The sequence below is a fragment of the Stenotrophomonas sp. AC248 genome, from assembly GCF_979258185.1.
Genome location: NZ_OZ409840.1, coordinates 2,434,954 through 2,455,297 on the forward strand (window position 1 = coordinate 2,434,954; position 20,344 = coordinate 2,455,297).

Annotated in this window: 11 protein-coding genes; all 11 read right to left on the reverse strand. The window is 63.8% G+C overall.

Features of this window, described 5'->3' with window-relative positions; genetic code table 11:
• Positions 1–6: 6 nt before the first annotated feature.
• Positions 7–3,267 (reverse strand): toxin VasX, encoded by a 3,261-nt coding sequence (locus tag ACZ0AE_RS11070; protein ID WP_463601127.1) that lies wholly within the window; start codon positions 3,265–3,267, stop codon positions 7–9.
• Positions 3,260–4,171 carry a DUF4123 domain-containing protein gene (locus tag ACZ0AE_RS11075; protein ID WP_448135968.1) on the reverse strand — a complete coding sequence of 304 codons (912 nt, stop codon included), beginning with the start codon at positions 4,169–4,171 and terminating at the stop codon, positions 3,260–3,262. Before ACZ0AE_RS11075 ends, ACZ0AE_RS11070 begins: the two co-directional genes overlap by 8 nt.
• The gene (locus tag ACZ0AE_RS11080; RefSeq protein ID WP_463601128.1) at positions 4,158–6,890 is read right to left on the reverse strand and encodes a type VI secretion system Vgr family protein; all 2,733 of its coding nucleotides are present in this window, start codon (positions 6,888–6,890) and stop codon (positions 4,158–4,160) included. Before ACZ0AE_RS11080 ends, ACZ0AE_RS11075 begins: the two co-directional genes overlap by 14 nt.
• A gap of 437 nt (positions 6,891–7,327) precedes the next feature.
• On the reverse strand, positions 7,328–8,173 hold the full coding sequence (locus tag ACZ0AE_RS11085) for a DUF6708 domain-containing protein (RefSeq protein WP_463601129.1): 846 nt from the start codon (positions 8,171–8,173) through the stop codon (positions 7,328–7,330).
• A gap of 216 nt (positions 8,174–8,389) precedes the next feature.
• Positions 8,390–9,436 carry a DUF6708 domain-containing protein gene (locus ACZ0AE_RS11090; protein ID WP_038688008.1) on the reverse strand — a complete coding sequence of 349 codons (1,047 nt, stop codon included), beginning with the start codon at positions 9,434–9,436 and terminating at the stop codon, positions 8,390–8,392.
• Between the two features lie 177 nt (positions 9,437–9,613).
• Positions 9,614–10,633 (reverse strand): DUF6708 domain-containing protein, encoded by a 1,020-nt coding sequence (locus ACZ0AE_RS11095; protein WP_038688006.1) that lies wholly within the window; start codon positions 10,631–10,633, stop codon positions 9,614–9,616.
• Positions 10,634–10,642: 9 nt separating this feature from the next.
• A complete protein-coding gene (locus tag ACZ0AE_RS11100; protein WP_463601130.1) occupies positions 10,643–13,369 on the reverse strand; it encodes a T6SS effector BTH_I2691 family protein in 2,727 nt (908 codons plus the stop codon).
• Entirely contained in the window at positions 13,356–14,201 is an 846-nt protein-coding gene (locus tag ACZ0AE_RS11105) for a DUF4123 domain-containing protein (RefSeq protein WP_463601131.1), read from the reverse strand. The genes ACZ0AE_RS11100 and ACZ0AE_RS11105 overlap by 14 nt, the downstream gene beginning before the upstream one ends.
• Positions 14,202–14,204: 3 nt before the next feature.
• Positions 14,205–16,946, reverse strand: coding sequence for a type VI secretion system Vgr family protein (locus ACZ0AE_RS11110; protein WP_463601132.1), 2,742 nt, complete (start codon positions 16,944–16,946; stop codon positions 14,205–14,207).
• 230 nt (positions 16,947–17,176) lie between these two features.
• Complete coding sequence (locus ACZ0AE_RS11115; RefSeq protein ID WP_038688001.1) at positions 17,177–17,530, reverse strand: hypothetical protein; 354 nt, start codon at positions 17,528–17,530, stop codon at positions 17,177–17,179.
• A gap of 26 nt (positions 17,531–17,556) precedes the next feature.
• Positions 17,557–20,304 (reverse strand): type VI secretion system ATPase TssH, encoded by a 2,748-nt coding sequence (tssH, locus tag ACZ0AE_RS11120; RefSeq protein ID WP_463601133.1) that lies wholly within the window; start codon positions 20,302–20,304, stop codon positions 17,557–17,559.
• Positions 20,305–20,344: the final 40 nt, after the last annotated feature.

The following is a 20,344-nucleotide window of genomic DNA, read 5'->3' on the forward strand; positions in this document are numbered from 1 at the left end:
GCGCCTTCATCTCTCTGCGGTGATCAATTGAACGATACCTTCACCACTCGGAAGGACCAAACTTGGATTGCTGGATTTGTCCGGCCACAGCCGCGCCGTGACCTTGACGCTCTTCAGGGAATTGCTCACATAGATGATCCGCCACATTACTCCACCGGTCTCGCTCCGGCGCAGGTTTGCGCCCCCGGACGTCGGGGCTGACAAGCCCCTGTTCTGGTGCTCCAGCCCCTCGGAGAATCTCTGCGGATCGACCAGCCCGGTGCGAAGATCCGTACTGAGCAGCCGAGAGGAGCTTGCCGTGAGAACACGGCCATCGGTCATCTGGAGCTCGATTCTGTGTTCGAGCCAGCCTTTGCCTTCCATCACATCGGGAGCGTCAATAAGCACATCGACAGTGCCGCCAAAGGTGTATCCCAACACGGATGCGCCAGTCCGCCAGATCCCGGTCACTGCAAAGGGAATGACAAACAGCTTCTCCAGCACATCAGCCTCTTCCTTCTCCGTCGCATACGTCGGCTTGATGCCGAAGCAACACGAACGAAGCCAGACCTGAAGCGGGTTGTCGCGCTTTTCTTCGGCAATGACCAAGAAGTAGAGGCCGGCAATGGCAGCGCCGACAGCGACGATGGCCCACACGATCGGACCGCCATACAGCGACATACCCAACAGCATCATGCCTCCGCCCGCAGTAGCCGCGCCGCTGATGGTGAGCAAAATCCCGGCGATCTGCATCGCATCCGCTGCGTCGCGGTCTCCGGCGTCCTTCAGGTCCCGCGCGTCCCTGATCGTCATGACGCCGACAATGATGCCAGCGGCCCCTCCAAGTATCCCGCCTGCACCGGCCGTTGCGGTGGCCGCCCGCACAAGCGTACCGGTTGTCCGGGCGGTGAGGTAGGCGCGGAGTGCCATCATCGCGCCGCTCGCCTCCAGCCCTGCACCGACGAACCCCAACAATGAAGCGCTGATCTTGGCGTAGGCTGCTGAGGAAGGCTTGTCCTCGCATTCCTTCAGCGAAGCGGCAAGGGCGATGGCCTGGAACCCCATCGCCCACACCGCGAGAGTTCCGGCTGCTGCGCCGTTCTTCAGAACCGCGATGGTCTTGGTGCTCCAACCACCGCTGGTTGCATGCGGAGCGCCAGCCAAGGCGGCAGGGCTCGCCACTGCCGGCACACTGGCCCCTTGAACGCGCGCGCGATTGATCCGGGCAGTTTCGGCCGCCAGCTCCCGTTTTGCCTTGTCAGCCGCCTGCTCAATAAGCGCCTGGCGTCGCAGCTGTTCGTAGGCTTTGTCCATGGCCGCGCCTAGCGGCGCCTTGGCAAAGTTGCCGCCTCGTCTTCCGCCTGCCTTGCCGGCGCCGGTCTTGCCTGCGGCACGCCGGATGCGGCGATTCGCCTCCTGGCTGACCACGCGCGCACGCTCGCCGGTCAATGACTCAAGCTCGATCACCTCACCCCAGTGGATACGGAGCAACGGAATCTTTTTTCGACCGGCTTCACCCAGCTCATCGGTTACATCCGCAAGATTGATCGCAGAGCGCTTACCACCCTCTGCATCGACCGACCGCTGCAGTCTCGACTCCAATGAGTGCCCCCAGGCGCTCTCTTTGTTGTCGCGAATGAAATCGGCGACCGTGACCTCCTGTACAACCGGCTGGACGGCGGTCCGGAACCACAAGGCCCCGGCAACGGCAAAAACGCGAAGGTTCTTGTATGCCGCCAGCTTTACATCTGTGAGCAGGCCCTGCGCGCCGGTGATCAGATTCCTCAGCGCCTCCTCGATGAACAGTGCACTTCGGAAGGTCGCTATACGAACCCGGTCAGCGGATCCACCCGCCGAGGCTGCAGTCGCACCCGTCATTTGTGCATGAAGCTGCGACATGAAACCCTGGTTCTCAAAGACCCAGGCATCAAACACGCTATAGCTCGACTTGATGATGCCTTGGACATCGGCCTGCTTGTCCTCGGCAAGGACCGTCAGGAGACTTCTCTGCCCACCCGTGATGGCCCAGTACCACAAGTTGTCCTCGACCGGCTTCTCGAACTCCTTGATCGCATGACCGCGATCGATATCGCACAGGCCACCGCCGCCCAGCACGGTAGCCGCCTGGCAAACCATCGCCATCGTCGAGGCGGCGTCGGCAACGTCGAAATCATGCTTGAGACAGTTCCTCAGCGCCCACGCCTGCTGGAAGTTACCGCTATCGTCGCAGAGGCCATTCAAGATCGAAGGGAGTTGTCCAATCTCTGCAGCGTACTCACGATCAAAGGACGCAATCTTGCTTGCATCAATCTTGTCGAAGTAGTCCTCTGCCCATTCCTGCGCCTTGTCACCGCCACCGGCCTTCCACGATGCGCCGATTTGCTCGATCAGCCGCTTGACGGCGATCTTTCGTCGAAACTTCTGGTTGATTGCCTCGATCTTCAGCCGTTTGAGTGTAGCGAGGTGGCGTATCTCCAATGCGATGCCGATAGGATCGTGCAGGTAGACGGCTACGCCGCCACCTTCATGCATGCCTGCCATGCGCTGGGCCACCGCCGTGGCCAACCCTGACCGGTCTACACCGGGGGTCACACTGTCCACATACAGGCTATGGCGACCCCCAAACTCGGGGGCATGATCCCGGACCACGCCGAGGTCCGCGCCAAGTGCATCGGCTTGCCGATGGCTGACAGCGCCGGCCTTGACCCCTGCCATGAGGTCCGGGACTGAAAACTCCTGGAACCGTCCTTTCAGATCCTTGAGCTCGACCTGAGGATCTTCCTCGAACCGAGCGGGCATGGCCTTGCCGAGAAGCGCCGCGTCATAAAGCTGCAGCTGGTGTTCGGTCTGCCATACGCTGAAGTAAGCGAGCCAGACCCGCTTAGCGTTCTTCGGATCGGAGATCGAAAATGCCGCCGAACGCACGGCGTGGTCTGAGCGTCCGCATTGTGGTTCGACCGGTTCAGGCTTGTTAGCCACCGTGAACTCGGACAGCGAACCCTCGTTCGAAACCTGGAAGGCGCGCCAGGTTCCCCCGCCGCGTTCGTCAAGTACGTACAGGAAGCCCTGGCTGAGCATGCGCATCGCCAGCACGCCTGCGCGGAAAGTGTAGTCTTGGCCGGACAAGCTTGCCGACCCCGCTTCCGCGGAGGCAGAGCGGGCGGTATATGCAAATCGCATCGGAAGGATGGGGAAGCCCGCCTTGTCGCAGCGCTTGCAGTCTCCAAACGGCGCCGGGTTCTGCACCGATCGCTTTACACCCGTCGCGATACTTGCGCCGTCAGCCATGCCTTGCCTCCACGTTGAATCCATTCGTATTTCTTGACCAGGCGCCATGTTCAATGGCCTGCCACCATTCTGCATCAGCTTCCGCACAGCGATCTGCATAGGCTCCAGCGCCGGCCACTGCCTCTCGCAGCCACTCGGCTATCACCGGGTGACGTTCAATCTGAGGATGCACCAGCACTTTGTGCAGCAGGAACGTTGTGGCATCGGCGGCCTCGTCGGCACATAGACCAAGATGCATCGCGCAATCTACCGCCGCCTGTAATTGCTGCTCCCGCTCCAATGTGAGGTCGTCCATGCGCTGCAGTTGAGAAATCGCCGCATTGACTGCAACACACCAGGCCGCACGCGGATCGGGCTGCACTGGAGATGCCGGCGCCACATATGTCCCGGTCATGCAGGGTATTGCCTGTAACTCGCCGTCCCAGCCGAGTTGAGCCCATACATCTGCACCCTCGAAAGGGTGTCGGGCACTTTCGGAGAAACCCGCATGACGCGCAACTCGCGGGTCATAGAATCGCTCAAGCCTGCGTTTTCCATCGCCCGTGGCCACAACCGCTTGCCGTAGGACGGCTCCCGCCACTGCAGCGGCGGGCAGTGCGCTGGAGATCCATCCACATATTGGTTGGGGCTGCTGCCAGTCACCGCGCCTCTCCCAAGCGAGAGTCAGCGTTTCTTCCAGCAACACGTCACTGGGACCATCCAACTCCAGAATGAAGGGGCAGAGCTCCCTGTCAATGCCAAAGCGATCCAGATCCACGATGTGCTTTTTCCTGTGCGCCGTTTCAAGCGATCCCATTGCACAACGCGACATAGGATCAACCAGCACGAACCAAGCATTCACTGACGAGCGCATACGCTCTCTTAGCTCCACATAAACATCATATCGGGCGTCATAGCGCGACATGTGCTGCTCCTGCGCTGGCCGCATCTACACTTGCCTCGTTGCATCGATCGTTCTTTCCCGCTTGCGCTGTGACGTCGGAGGTCATCGACTTCGCCCCCGTCCACTCCCGCTGCGTGCCCTTGAACTCCACCTTCCCCGGCGCGCCCAGCTCGATGTTGTCGCCCTCGATCCGGATGTAAGCGCCGGCCGCCGTCGCCAGTAGATGTTTGCTCGGCGCCGAGAGCTGCACATCCGCCTGGGTGCTGGTGATCTTCACGTTGGTCTTGGCTGCCAGGATTGCCTGGTTCTTGTGTGCGCGCGCACTGACCTTGCCCTGCGCGGCATGCAACGCAATCCCACGTTCCTGGTTCGGACTCTCCGGCTTGGGCTCAGCGCCGGCGGTGTACAGGACCAGCCCGCCGGCCACCGCCATCGTGATCGAGCCCTGGCTCAGCCAGTTCAACGCTACGCCTGAGGCCAGCGTGGTGTGCGTGCCACTCACCCAGACCTGATCGGCGGGGGTCAGGCTCATCACACCGGCCACGCCGCTGCCCATCAGCACCGGCTTGTCCCAGCCCGGGGCATCGCCGTCGCCGCCGCTGATGCTGCCCGCCGCGCTGCCGCTCTGGGTGGCGCGCAGGCTTTCCTGCAGCTGTTCCAGCGCGTCGTGGGCCTGCAACTTCGTCGGTTCCTCGGGGAGTTGCGCCTGCTGGTTCACCGCCGATTCGTTCAGGCTTTGCAGCAGCTCGGCGCTTTCCTGCAGCTGAGTCAAGGCCTGATTGGCGGCCAGCTGGGGTTCGCCCGGCTCGGTGGTCAGCAGTAGGCCTTTGCCTCCACGCAGTGACCCAAAGGCCTGCGTGGAAAGCTCGGCGCCGAAGCCGCGCTCGGTTTCGCGCACATTGTCTTCGCCACCCTTGAGGTGGCCGAGGGTGAGCGTAGTTGAATGCTGGGTGGTGGACAGCTGCGCGCGGCCCTGGCCCGGCGTGTCATCCAGGCGCATCTGCTGATAGCCGCCCTGCCCGCCCTGGCTGTCGGCCAGGGCCTGGCTCTTGAAGCCGGTGTAGACCGCGGCATGTTCATTGCCATCGAACCACGCCGGCGCATTGCCGGTGGCGTTGGCGCCGCCGCTGGCGACCTGGTTATGGGCGGCATCGGTCTGGCCGCGGCCGTTGTAGACCGCGCCGACCACGACCGGGCGATCGATGTCACCCTCAAGGAAGGCCACCAGCACTTCCTGGCCGCGACGGGGCAGCACCACGCCGCCCCAGTTGTCGCCGGCCCAGGGGGTCATCACGCGCACCCAGGTCCAGGCACCGCTGTTGGCCGGGGCGTTGTCGTCGCCGCCGGGATGGGCCAAGCCGGTGCTGGAGCTGCCGCCGCGCTGCCACGGGAACTGCACCTTGATGCGGTGGTCGCGATCGGACTGCAGCGGCTCGCCGTCGCTGACCACGATGGCGCTGAGCGTGCCGGTGATCGACGGGCGCGGATGCAGGCGCGTGCCGTGGCCGTCCTCGGTCTGCGGGCGGTACACCACGTCGGCCGGGATGGCGACGAAGCGGTTGTCGTAGAAGGTCGTAGTGAGGTCCGGCGATGCATTCGCAACGGACAAGCCACTCAAGGCACCCGGGAGGCTGAGCGGCGCCTGCGCGGCCGGCCCTAGCTGCTGCTCCAGCACATCGAACACATCGGCCTCGAAGTTGTTGCGCGCCTGGTGCTGTACCGACAGGCACAGGAAGGCGGTACCCGCGTCCACGCCCGGATGCTGCCCCAGCTGGAACTGCGCCCCGGGCGTGAGCTGGCGCCATTTGCCCTGCCCTTCAATCGTATGCGCGCGCACGCGCAGCGCATCCAGGTGCTGCTGCGCGCGACGCTGGCCACGCGCGTTGTCCTGCCAGCCGTACGGGCCGCAGGTGTCGGCGTCCTCACCCATGGAATTCTGTGTCATCTGCGCTTCGGCGCTGGCCTGCCGCAGCTCCAACGTGCGGTGGTCCCAAGTGTGCCGGGACACCTTGGTGGTACGCCAGCGGCGCGCGGTCGACCACTGCTGCACGCTGTCATCGCGCTCGGTCACATCGCCCCGGTGGAAACGCACCGTGCCCAGGTCCCTGGCACCGTGGTGGTTGTCGGCCAGCACCAGGGTATGGGCCCCAAACGACTCGCTGCCCGGGTCGTCCGCATGCTCGAACCAGTAATAGATGCCCTCTTCGGCCAGCAGGCGCTGCACGAAGGCCAGGTCGGTTTCCTGGTACTGCGTGGTCAGGCTGCGCTTGGCGTAGAGGCTGCGATCGGTCAGGTCCCAGCGCCATGCCGGAACAAGGCCGCTGTAGTCGGCGAAGGCGTTTTCGACGATGTCGACCACGCTGGCGTCATGGAACACGTAGCTGTCCACGCGCTGGCCCAGGAAGGCCAGCCAGGGCTGCAGGCGCAGGCGATACCGCGCCAGGCCGCCGTTGCTGCCAATCCGTTCGGCGGCGGTGATCCGGCCGTGGAACGGGCGCTCGTTGCCGATGGCCTGCATCTGCAGCAATGCCGGCTGCCCAAGCAGACTGTCCAGCGACAGGTTGGCATCGGACGACAGTGCGATGACGTCGAATACGAAACCCACGCCATCGATCTGCTCGACGCCATTGAGCGACTCGGCCACCAGCACGTCGCTCCCCAGCGAGGTGCGCAGCTGCAGCAGGCGCTGTGCCTGCCCCGGTGCCGCAAGCGCGGCCAGTATCGTGCTTGTGGATTTCATAATGCTTCCATTCATTAGCCCCGCAGATTCAACTGGGGCGACCCATCATCAGCAGAACATCAGTCGAGACGCCGCACGATTCATTCGCGACGGAAAATCAACCAACCATCGGAACCTATACAGTGCACAGTGTGACCCAGGTCACAATGTGCACCGATCAAGAGCGCCGAGCGACGCCGCGCTCTTGTTCCAGGCTAACCCGGAAACTCGGACATGCCACCTAGAATAGGGAACACAGGCAAGTCAGTCGAGTAGCACGCTGGGAAAATGCCCTATTCGGTGCATCTTCACATCGACAGCCCCTCAATCGGGCGCGCGTGTGCAGCCTGCCGCATGTCACCGGATGCAGACGAGAACACAGGCACAGCATGCGCGTCGCCAAGTCACGATGAAGTGGCACCGCCGCACTGGCATTCTCCTCTGAGAGCGCTAAGCAGTCAGACACCGCGTCCCGCATAGAACTGCCCGACATACTCCGGCTCCGGCCACTGATGCGGATCGGCCACGTCGACGACGGATTCCGTCACCACATGGGCCGGCCACTCCGGCGCTCTGCTGCTCTTCAACACCAGCCATCGGCATACGACCAATGGCCCCAGCAACGGCATCAGCACCGTGCGATACGGTAGCAACGCGTCACCGAGGCTGATGATCACCGTCAGGTAGCAATTCTTCCAGGTGTCCGCCACAGACAGGTGCACACGCCGCGACGACGGCGCGTCAACCACGTGCTCCGGTCCTTCGTCCATGTAGCGTCGGATGAACTCCCAGATCTCGCGAATTTTGTCCGCATCGTCGAAATAGTGACCGACGGCAAAGGTATGCCTGACCGTATCCCCCTCCATGACGTGGCAACGAATATCGCGCAGGAACGTCTCACCCTGACCGTGCCCAAGATGGAAGTACGCTTGCTCCCACGGCACGCTGATGACGCCGGAAGGGCCCGCATCCGTATAGGCGTGCACCATCCGCGTGCGACGGTTGAACCGGATCGGGTAGTACTTGTAGGTGAAGAAATCGCGGCCAATGACCAATCGATACATCAGCGCGAACTGACCGACGAAGCCGATCACCAGAACGCCCGCCATGAACCAATCAACCGCTCGCCCCGCGTACACGGTGGGAAGCCAGGTCACCAGCATCCATACCCCGAACAGCGCCAAGGCGGTACTGACCAGCGTTACCACGGTCGTCGTCACCATCCCCCGAAGACGGTAGCGCCGATCAATCACATCCATGTACGTCGAGTTCAGGCGGATGACGCAGTGCCGTTCGTTGCTCACGCCAGTGCGCTCCCGCTTCAATGGCTCACACTGCTCGGTAGGGTCGATCGTTCGATCCGCCTTGAACCTTCTCAACCAACCTGTGTACATCCTCGTCTCACTCCCGTGTTCGCTCGCATGCGGGAACAACGCACTCAGCGGGCCTATCCAAGCCAATGTGACGTGCAGCAGCAAGGATGCGGCAAGTGACACTGCGCAGGCGCTTGTTCGAGGCGATCAATGCCCGCCGTTTCCCTTCATCCGTGTGCGCAACGTCTCGTTGAGCGCCATTGCATCACGGGTGGCTTGCGTCCAGTACGCCAGCATGGTTTCGCTGCCACGGCCGTCGCCTACCCGACCGTACACGACCGGCTCCTTCAGGCTCCCAGCCTCCGCACCGCCGGCGCAATCATCCTCGACTGCGCGGGGCCAGCTGGGGCGTCTGCACAGCTTCATCGACAGATACCTGAACATGGCCCACGGCAGCGTAATGGGCAAAGCAAGCAGACCCAGGCCCGTGCCGGCAGACGACACATGGATGATGATGGCATTCCGAAGGCTGGGCGTGGTCGATGTGTAGAGTTGCAGCGGCGGAAATGGAAGCGCCTCCATGCCCCCGTCCATGTAGCGGCGAATCATCTCCCAGTGCGCCAACGTTGGCCCGGGATTGGCCCCACTGTCGCTGCCAACGGCGAAGGTGTGAATCACCTGATCGCCCTGCATCAGGTGGCCGCGAAGATCGTAGGTTGCGTCCCTGTCGCCCGCGCCCACCGGCGCGCCGCTTCCGATGATGAAACGCACCTCATCCCACGGTGCCGAGAGCGCGCCACGGCGGCCACCGGTAAAGACATGCACCCTGCGCGACTTGCGGTTGAACCGAACGGGATAGTACTGATACCGAAAGACATCCCGGCCCAACAGCATCCAGTAGCTGAAGGCTGCCAACCCGGACGACAGTGTGACGATCCAGCCCACCACGAAACGCTCGCCCGTTGTCAGCGGCCGTGGAAAGCCCTGGGGCGTCACCGTTGGTGCCATTGCCATCGCAACGGCGAATGCAACGGCAAGCGCAATGACCAGCAGCCCCCACATCGCCCCCCAGCCGCGATAGTGGAAATGCCGGTCTACATATTCGATGAACGTGGGATTGAGCGCGATGATGCCCTGGTCGATTGGATCCTTGACCATGCCATCGAAATTGCGCACATCTGCGTTGCGCTCGGCGTCCGACAAGGGTCTGTTGACCCGATAGCGCTGGGCCAACCAGCCTGCAAATGCACTCATGCTCACATCCTTGAAGTCGGCCGTTGCGCCAGGCGCTGCCGGGTTGGACGTCGTCCAGCCCGCGTTGCGTACGACTGCGCTGCGTGACACCAGCAGAAACCGGAGCCACCCAGCGCCGCGCACCGGGTTCAATCGGGCCTGGACCGCGCTGACAGGCAGCGTCCAGTCACCCACGCCTCACCTGAAGAGCGACGCCAGGCCCTGGTCCTCCGCCCTTGCCTGCGTCTCAGCTTCGTTCCAGTACTGCATGAACGCCGCCTCCCCACTCCTGCCGCCCGGAAGGTCGCCGTAAACCTGCGGTTCGCGCAGAACCCGGCTGCCACGCGCTGGCGCGCATTCTGCTTCCACCGAGCTTGGCCACACCGGGCGCTTACTGCTTGCCAGCGCCATGTAGCGGGCGACACCAATCGGAAACAGGAAAGGCGCGAGTATCCAGCGCAATGCGCCGTTGAACACTGCAAACGGAATGATGAACGCGTTCTTCAACGAAACACGCGAGGACGCAAAGATGCCAAGCGGAGGGAACGGCAGATCGTCCATCCCTTCATCCATGAAGCGGCGAATCATTTCCCAATGCGCAAGGACGACCCCCGGGCTACTGCCACCATCGGATCCGATCGACACCGTATGAACAATCTTGCCACTTTCGATGACATGCATCCGCAGGTCGTAAATGCGGACGTTGTTGGCACCGGTACCGCCATCTTCGTTGATGAAGAAGAATGCATCGTCGAACGGCACCTCAAGGTACTTCCGCGCCCCGCCGGTGAACACATAGACCTTACGGTTGGCTCGATTGAAGCGGACAGGATAGTGGGTGTACCGAAACGCATCCTTGAGCACGAGCACCTTCAGCGCCACAAGCGCGGGCACACCAAACATCACGGCCATGATGACCAGCGCCCAGAACACAGGCGCAACCTGTCCCTGTGAGCTTTGCAGGAATCCGTAAATGCCTGCGCCGCCAAGGACCACGCAGAAGACAACAAGAAACCCACCCCCAAGCACCCCCCAGCCGCGCATCAGGAAGTACCGGTCCAGATACTCCAGGCAGGTGGAATCGAGATGGATGGCGCCTTTGTTCAGTGGCTTCGGACGCGGTATCCCGGGAGATCGCAGGTTGGCGCGCGCTTCCTTCTCGGAAACTTCACGGCCCAGCTTGAAAGGGCTGACCAGCCAGCCAGTAAAACTGCTCATCGGGAGGTCCTACTTGGCTTGCAATGCGACATACGCTGCTTCCTGGTCTTCAAGTGACTCGAAACGTCCATGATCATGCGCACCAAAGGGTGTCTTGTTGATCCAGATTTCGATCTTATCATCGCGAATAAGGTTGATCAGCCACTCGCCAACAAACCCGATGATGGCCAGGACAATCATGATGATGAAGCCTATGCCAGCGGTCATCCAGCCGAACAGCACGCACACGGCAACCACAGCGCCGCCCACAGCCGTTGCGCCGAACAGGATGGCCATCGGTATGTCGCCACTCTTGGCGGCTTCATAGAACTTCCAACCATCGACGACGGCGCCAAGGAACGCCCCCACGGTTCCTACAAGCTTGCCCATCCATCCGATGACGGCCGATGTCGTCCTCAGTTCGACGGCCGCGATCCGCACCGATCGCGCCACCTGCCCATACGCAGTTCGTTCCAATCCGATAGCGGTCAACTCAATGCTCGTCCCCGCAAGCCCGAACAGGGCCGATCCCAGGCTGATGCGGCGGCGATTCTCTGGACCTTGCTTCTCGTCATCAAGCTTGGTGAAGGCATCCGCGGCGTTCCAACCATCCAGCAGCAGACCCACCACACCGAAGCCAACGTCTGCCCGGATGTTGACGGATGCAAAGGAGGCTGCGCGGCTTCTGACCACGGCCCGCAACTGGTCCTCGCTCAACAGCGCCCGGTCCAGGGTCGTGATATTCGTCCCGCGCAGGGCACGCATGGTTTCATCGTCCCAGTAGACCGCCCATTGGAAGACCTTGCGACCCCGCGCATTCCGCTCACCGGTGGCGGTCCGCGCACCGGATCGTTCTGTCAGCTGCTGACGAAGATGCGTATCCACCTGCTGGCGGGCACGTGCCTTCTCGGCGGGAGACTGCCCAGCCGTCAGCGCCTCCACGATGAAGTGGGCAAGCTCGGCTTCGGACGCCCTCACAGGGAGCCGGGTGATCTGCCGGCCCGATACGGCGCCCATCAAGGCCATCATCCGGTGCTTCATGGCAATGCTGAGCGCAATATTCGCCGCACCAACTTTGATGGTCTGCCCTGCCTTTGAAAGCCCGGTGATGAATGACCCGGCGATCTCATGCATGAAGTTGGCCACAATACCGGTGCGGGTCTGCATGTCCGCCGGATTGTTCTTCTTCCTGTCGTCCACGTGTGCGAACGCCTTCAGCACGTTGCTCCAGGCGCCCGGGTTGTTGGCCAGTTCGAGGCTCGGCCCGGCCGCAAGCTCCAGGTACTTGGCGATCGTGGTGTCGTTCAGGACCAGCGCACGCAGGGTGATATTGCGCTTTTCATCGAAACGCCCGTTGAGATCCTTCAACAACGCAGCAGCAACCTGGTCGTGACCGGTGATGCCTTCCACGCAGCGCTGGACAATGACGGTGAATGCCCCGCCACCGCCTTCGAGGCCTTCATGATGGTTGGACGACAACCAGTCACGAAGTGCATCGGACTGATACCAGCGAACGAACGACATCGCCAACGGCGTCAGCTGGCTGCTGGTGAATTCCTTGGTTTCCCGCTCCAGCTCTGCTTCGAACCTGGACACGGCTGACTCGTCGTAGTCATCCTTGTAGCGGTTCCACGCTGACACGCGCGCCTTGCGGTCCTGTTCGGCGGTCAACGACTCGGGCATCTTGATGAGTCCGGCAGCGTAGAGCTCTGCCGATGCCTTGCCCGTGATCGCCGTTGCGCGCCGCTCGCTCAGCTCGGTAGCGGCCGCCTGATCTTCGATCGCCTTCCGGATGCCCTTGATGCCCGTCGCCGCGGCCAACTTCCAATTGCGATCCTTGCCGGTTTCGAAGTCCCTCACCAACTCCCGCATCAAGGCCGACACGTCCTGGGTAAGACCGGCGGGATCGTTCAGGGCCAGCATCATCGCCGGTACCTCCGGAGACGCCTTCTTGACCCATTCCTCCATGCCCGCGACCTGCTGCTTGCAGCGGCGGAAGGCGAAGGTGGTGAAGTCATACGCCGGGTTATTGGAGACCGTCACGCCTTCAAGATTGACCTGCTTGATCATCTTTCCGGTTTTTGGATCCAGCACCATCTGCGACGTCGGCTGACTCGGGTCTCGAGGCTTTGCAACCTGCTCTTCGAACGCAAACTCACTCACCAGACGCTTGGCGTCACCCACTTCACCGGTGTGATCGGGGCGCGCCCCGCCAACCCACGCTTTCACATCGACCGCGCGCATGTGCTTCTTTCGCTCGGAGGAGAGCCGGTTGCGCTTCAGCACCTCGGGCGCCCACGGTGCCTCGCTGAAGCCAAACCAAACCTTGCCGGCCCTCGAAGGGTCGGGGATGGTGACGAAGCGCGCCAGCTGCGAGGTCGCCATGCGCGCACAGGTGGGCGCGAACTCCTCCATCGGCGGCGCATCGGCGTGCACATCAAACTCAAGCAGGTAGGCATCTTCCGTGACGAAGTACCCCTTCCATTCGCCCCGCGCCTCGTTGAATACGTAAAGATAGCCCTGGCGTGCCAGTCGCAAGGTGTACTGGGCACGCGCAGCCGGCAGGACGATGTCCTTGACGCCCGCTCCGAACTTCCCTTCCAGCGGCGGCATGGTGAATCCTGCCCGCACATCGGTACGCGCAAGTGAGTAGCGCAAGGGAAGAATGGGCAGACCGCGTTGGTCGCACATCTGGCATTTCTTGCTCGGATCGCAGGCCCCAAGGCCACCCGGCTGTTTGGTGTCAGTTGTTGCCACGTTCGTCCAGCTCCTCTGCATTCACTTCCATTGATTGGCTGTACTCGTCCATCCATGCCGACAAGTACCCGCACTCCCCCGCGAAAGCCAGATCGATCATCCTTCGCTCCACAGGCTGGTCATGCACCTGGGGAGACCTGACAAGCGAGAGGAAGGCGAAGAACTCCACATCTTCATCGGTGCTCAAGCCAAGTGCCTGGGCCCTCATCATCTCGTTGAACGCAGTCCTCCTTGATGCGTCGGTGTCCAGCACCGGGGCGCCGTCGCGCGCCAGCCTGGCGAAGACGCGATTGACCGACCCCGTCATGGACAGCGCCCGCATCTGCTCGATATCCAGGTCAAGCCGTTGCGCGGCCGCCCGCTCACTTGTACTGGCCGTCCAGCGCTCACTGCCAGGCACCGGCCAGGACCAGTGACTGATTGGGCCCAGCAGGGCGTCGACCTGGAGGGGTCGCAGGATCCAGCGAAGGTTGAGCCACACCCGCGGATCGTGCAGACGCAGCCACATCGCTTCGCCGCCGATCTTCTGCACCATCGCGCTCGCCACATGCCTGGCTACCCGACTGGGCGAGGCCTGGCTCCGCAGCAAGCCGCAGAAGGGGGCTTTGTTGCGCGCGTTGCCATAGTTCATGGTCTGATCCAACCGATACAGACGATCATCCTCGTCCAGCTCGGCCAACGCGATCAGACGCGGCATGTGCTTTTCTTGTCCCTTCAGTGCATCCGGAACAATCGGCTCACTTGGCCAAAGCGCCACGATGTCGGCATCGATCTGCATCGGATTGATCAGCGCGAAGTCCTGGGACATGAAGAAGCGGTGGCTGAACTCCATGCATCAGCTCCCCAGCGGCACAACAGCCGCACCACTCTGCTCGGCTGCTCTCACGCGGAACTGGCACGGCCCGTGGCTTCCGGAAGGCAAGGTGGGCGCCGCAAGCTTCAACGCCTTTGCCCCCGTCCACTCCCGCTGCGTGCCCTTGAACTCCACCTTCCCGGGCGCGCCCAGCTCGATGTTGTCGCCCTCGATCCGGATGTAAGCGCCGGCCGCCGTCGCCAGCAAATGCTTGCTCGGCGCCGACAACTGCACATCGGCCTGGGTACTGGTGATCTTCACGTTGGTCTTGGCCGCCAGGATTGCCTGGTTCTTGTGTGCGCGCGCACTAACCTTGCCCTGCGCGGCGTGCAGCGCAATCCCACGTTCCTGATTCGGACTTTCGGGTTTCGGCTCGGCGCCGGCGGTGTACAGCACCAGCCCACCGGCTACCGCCATCGTGATCGAGCCCTGGCTCAGCCAGTTCAGCGCCACGCCTGAGGCCAGCGTGGTGTGCGTGCCGCTGACCCAGACCTGGTCGGCCGGGGTCAGGCTCATCACGCCGGCCACGCCGCTGCCCATCAGCACCGGCTTGTCCCAGCCGGGGGCATCGCCGTCGCCGCCGCTGATGCTGCCCGCCGCGCTGCCGCTCTGGGTGGCGCGCAGGCTTTCCTGCAGCTGCTCCAGGGCGTCGTAGGCCTGCAGCGTGGATGGCTCCTCGGGCAGTTGGGCCTGCTGGTTCACTGCCGATTCGTTGAGCGAATGCAGCAGTTCGGCGCTTTCCTGCAGTTGGGTCAGTGCCTGATTGGCGGCCAGCTGCGGTTCGCCAGACTCGGTGCTCAGCAACAATCCCTGCCCGGCACGCAGTGACCCAAAGGCCTGCGTCGAAAGCTCGGCGCCGAAGCCGCGCTCGCTTTCGCGCACGTTGTCTTCGCCGCCCTTCAGGTGACCCAGTGTCAGCGTGGTGGCGTGCTGGGTGGTGGAAAGCTGCGCGCGGCCCTGGCCGGGCGTGTCATCCAGGCGCATCTGCTGGTAACCGCCCTGCCCGCCCTGGCTGTCGGCCAGCGCCTGGCTCTTGAAGCCGGTGTAGACAGCAGCGTGCTCGTTGCCGTGGAACCACGCCGGCGCATTGCCGGTGGCGTTGGCACCGCCGCTGGCGACCTGGTTATGGGCCGCGTCGGTCTGGCCGCGGCCGTTGTACACCGCGCCGACCACGACCGGGCGATCGATATCACCCTCGAGGAAGGCCACCAGGACTTCCTGGCCGCGACGGGGCAGCACCACGCCGCCCCAGTTGTCGCCGGCCCACGGGGTCATCACCCGCACCCAGGTCCACGCTCCAACGTTGGCCGGGGCGTTGTCGTCGCCGCCGGGATGGGCCAAGCCGGTGCTGGAGCTGCCGCCGCGCTGCCACGGGAACTGCACCTTGATCCGGTGGTCGCGATCGGACTGCAGCGGCTCGCCGTCGCTGACCACGATGGCGCTGAGCGTGCCGGTGATCGACGGGCGCGGATGCAGGCGCGTGCCGTGGCCGTCCTCGGTTTGCGGGCGGTACACCACGTCGGCCGGAATGGCGACGAAGCGGTTGTCGTAAAAGGTGGTGGTGAGGTCCGGCGCGGTGTTGGTCACGGACAAGCCCGTCAAGGCGCCCGGCAAGCTGAGCGGCGCCTGCGCGGCCGGCCCTAGCTGCTGCTCCAGCGCGTCGAACACATCGGCCTCGAAGTTGTTGCGCGCCTGGTGCTGCACCGACAGGCACAGGAAGGCGGTGCCGGCATCCACGCCCGGATGCTGGCCCAGCTGGAACTGGGCGCCCGGCGTCAGCTGCCGCCACTTGCCCTGCCCTTCAATCGTGTGCGCGCGCACGCGCAGCGCGTCCAGATGCTGCTGGGCGCGGCGCTGGCCACGCGCGTTGTCCTGCCAGCCGTACGGGCCGCAGGTGTCGGCATCTTCGCCGGTCGCCTCGTGCGCGGTCTGCGCTTCCGCGCTGGCCTGGCGCAGCTCCAGCGTGCGGTGATCCCAGGTATGCCGGGACACCTTGGTGGTGAGCCAGCGGCGCGCGGTCGACCACTGCTGCACGCTGTCATCGCGCTCGGTCACATCGCCGCGGTGGAAGCGCACCGCGCCGAGATCCTTGGCGCCATGATGGTTGTCGGCCAGCACCAGCGTGTGTGCACCAAACGACTCGCTGTCCGGGTCTGCGCCATGCTCGAACCAGTAATAGATGCCCTCTTCGGCCAGCAAGCGCTGCACGAAGGCCAGGTCGGTTTCCTGGTACTGCGTGGTCAGGCTGCGCTTGGCGTAGAGGCTGCGGTCGGTGAGGTCCCAGCGCCAGGCCGGTACCAGCCCGCTGTAGTCGGCGAACACGTTCTCGACGATGTCGACCACGCTGGCGTCATGAAATACGTAACTGTCCACGCGCTGGCCCAGGAAGGCCAACCACGGCTGCAGGCGCAGGCGATACCGCGCCAAGCCGCCGTTGCTGCCGATCCGCTCGGCCGCGGTGATCCGGCCGTGGAACGGGCGTGGGCTGCCGATGGCCTGCATCTGCAGTACGGCGGGTTGGCCCAGCAGGCCGTCCAGCGACAGGTTGGCATCGGCCGACAGTGCGATGACGTCGAACACGAAACCCACGCCATCGATCTGCTCGACGCCATTGAGCGACTCGGCCACCAGCACGTCGCTCCCCAGCGAGGTGCGCAGCTGCAGCAGGCGTTGGGCCTGCCCCGGTGCCGCAAGCGCGGCGAGTATCTTGGTTACGGAATCCATGATCCATCCCCGCATTCATTAGCCCAGTGAATTCGACTGGAGCGATCCATCGTCAACATAGATCAGCGCAAGCACCGTATATTTCACCCGGGCTGTACCCCGGGTGGGCATTGCGTCGCGCACGTCACATGTCACACATTTCCAGCTGGGTGATAGCTCTCTGCGCATTGCATCGGAGAGCAGCCCGGTGCACCTGCCGCTTCTGCGGCGGGTGCACCTGAAAGCCTCTATCAGGCCGACTGCGTAATACGCTCCAGCTGCAGCTTGGCACCTTCGTTCAGCAGCAGGCGGTAGTCGCGGCCGCCAGCGGTGACCGAGACTTCACGGGCATTACTGACCAGCTGGTTGGCCTTGCCCTGCGCGGGTGCGTGGGTCTGGATGCGCCAGGCGCCACGGCTGATCTGTGCAGCCAGGTTGCGGGCATCCTGGCGGGCATCGGCGGCGGCACCGTGCAGCAGCTCGACGATGTGCTCCGGGCGCAGGCGATTCCAGGCGCGCACGTTGTTGGTGTCGCGGGCCAGGCCCAGTTCGAGGCTGCCACAGTTGGCAATGGCCTTGGCGCGGTTGAATCCGTAGAAATCCATATTCGTATCTCCTTTCCAGTCGACAATCAGGACAGCTTGTATTTGAAGGCGCCGTTCTTCCCTGCGGTCACCTTGATGGTGTTGATCCGGTTCCCCTCGGCCATCGCCGCCAGGACGCTTTCCGCGACCTCCGGCAGCAGCGTACCGTTGAGGATGTGATCAACATTGCGTGCACCGGAATCCACCTCGGTGCAACGCGACAGCACGGCCTCGACCAGGCTGTCGTCCCACAAGAACGTGGCCTTGTGGTTACCCGCCACACGGTCGCGGATGCGGCCGAGCTTGAGCGCGATGATCTGGGCCAGCACGTCGTCGTTGATCGGGAAGTACGGCACGACTTTCATGCGGCCCAGGAACGCGGGCTTGAAACTCTTCATCAACACCGGGCGCAGGGCTTCACCCAGTGCGTCGGCAGTGGGGATCTCCTCGGCCGGCTTGTTCAGGCAGGCCTGCATGATCTGCGAGGAGCCGATGTTGGAGGTCAGGATGATCAGGGTATTGCGGAAGTCGATCTCGCGGCCTTCGGCATCGTCCATCTGCCCCTTGTCGAACACCTGGAAGAACATCTCCAGCACGTCCGGGTGGGCCTTTTCCACTTCATCCAGCAGGACCACGCTGTACGGGTTGCGGCGGACCGCTTCGGTCAGCACGCCACCTTCGCCGTAGCCCACATACCCCGGGGGCGAGCCCTTGAGGCCGGAAACGCTGTGCGCTTCCTGGTACTCGCTCATGTTGATGGTGATCAGCTTGCGCTCGCCGCCGTACAGGATGTCGGCCAGCGCCAGTGCGGTCTCGGTCTTGCCCACGCCGGACGGGCCGACGAACATGAACACACCGCGCGGCTTGTTCGGGTCTTCCAGCTTGGCCGTGGCGGTGCGCACGCGCTGGGCGATGGCCTCCAGCGCGTGGTCCTGGCCGATCACACGGTCGACCAGCAGAGTGCCCAAGGTGCGCACCGTGCGGATCTCGTCCTTGACCATCCGGCCCAGCGGGACGCCGGTCCAGGCCGAGACGATTTCGGCCACCACGCCGCCATCCACCTGCAGCGGCACCATCGGGGTGTCGCCCTGCAGCTGGCGCAGTTCGGCCAGCAGGCGGTCCAGCTCGGCCTGCTGCGGCGACACTGCGGCGGCGGCCTTCTTGCCACGCGCCACAGGCTTCTCGGCGGCGACGGCGTCAGCCGGGGCTGCATCACTGCCAGCCGCTTCGGCACCGCCGTTCTCCATCTGCTGGCGCAGCTGACGGATCTGGTCGGCCAGGGCACGCTCCAGCGAGAGGCGCTCTTCATTGGTGGCCAGCACGGCCCGGGCATCGGCCTGCAGCTGCTGCAGTTCGCCCAGGCGCTCGGCATGGTGGTTGGCGCCGCCGGCGGTTTCGCGCTGCAGCGCGGCCAGCTCGGCGTCCAGGCGATCCAGGTGCTTGCGGGTGTCTTCGATGATCGCCGGGGTGGCGCTCTGGCCGAGTGCCACCTTCGCGCAGGCGGTGTCGAGCACGCTGACCGCCTTGTCAGGCAGCTGGCGGCCGCTGATGTAACGGTGCGACAGGCGCACCGCTTCGGTAACGGCTTCGTCCATCACGCGGATATTGAAGTGCGCTTCCATCAGCCCGACCATGCCGCGCAGCATCGCGGCGGCCAGGGCTTCGGTGGGTTCTTCCACCTTGACCACCTGGAAGCGACGCGCCAACGCGGCGTCCTTTTCAAAGTACTTCTTGTACTCGCTCCAGGTGGTGGCCGCGATGGTGCGCAGCTCGCCACGGGCCAGGGCCGGCTTGAGCAGGTTGGCCGCGTCGTTCTGGCCCGCGGTGCCACCGGCACCGATCATGGTGTGGGCTTCATCGATGAACAGGATGATCGGGTGCGGACTCTTCTTGACCTCGTCGATCACGTTCTTCAGGCGGTTCTCGAACTCGCCCTTGACGCTGGCACCGGCCTGCAGCAGGCCCATGTCCAGGGTATGCAGTTCCACGCCCAGCAGCACGTCGGGCACGTCCTTGTCGGCGATGCGGCGGGCCAGCCCTTCCACCACGGCGGTCTTGCCGACGCCGGCCTCACCGGTGAGGATCGGGTTGTTCTGGCGGCGTCGCATCAGGATGTCGATCACCTGGCGGATCTCGCCGTCACGGCCGATCACCGGATCGATGCGACCTTCGCGGGCACGCTCGGTCAGGTTGGTGGTGAACTGGTCCAGCGCCGGCGTCTTGGACAGCCCGCCCTTGCCCCCGTCCACGGCTGCGGCGGTCTCGCCGCCGAGGTCACCCTCGCCTGCGCCGGCATCGGCGTTGCGCACGGTCTGGGTGGCTTCCTGCGAGCCCTCGGTGAGCTTGGCGAAGTCGTGCTTGAGCTCGTCCAGCTTGAAGCGCACGAACAGCTTGGAGCCGCGGTAGGCCAGCTGCGACAGCTCCGGCTCGGTCATCAGCGCCAGCAGCAGGTGGCCGCTGCGGATGCGGCTGGTTTCCGAATCCAGCGAGGCAATCAGCCAGGCGTGTTCGAACAGCTTGGGAATGTGCTGGGAAAACACCGGGGTGCGGCCGTTGCCGGTCTTGAACTGGCTGATCTCGTCGGACAGGTCGCGTTCCAGCGCATCGGGCGAGATGCCGCAGCGGCGGGCAATCAACACAAAATCGCTGTGCGGCTGCTCCAGCAGCGCCAGGAACAGGTGCTCCAGATCAACCTCGTAGTTGCCGCGCGACATGCACAGGTTGGCGGCACGCTCGGCGGCCAGACGGCAGGTATCGTCCAGCTTGCTGATCAGGGTCTTGAGATTGATGCTCATGCGGGAAAACGCGCTCCTTGCTGAAACCTGTTGATGAAGG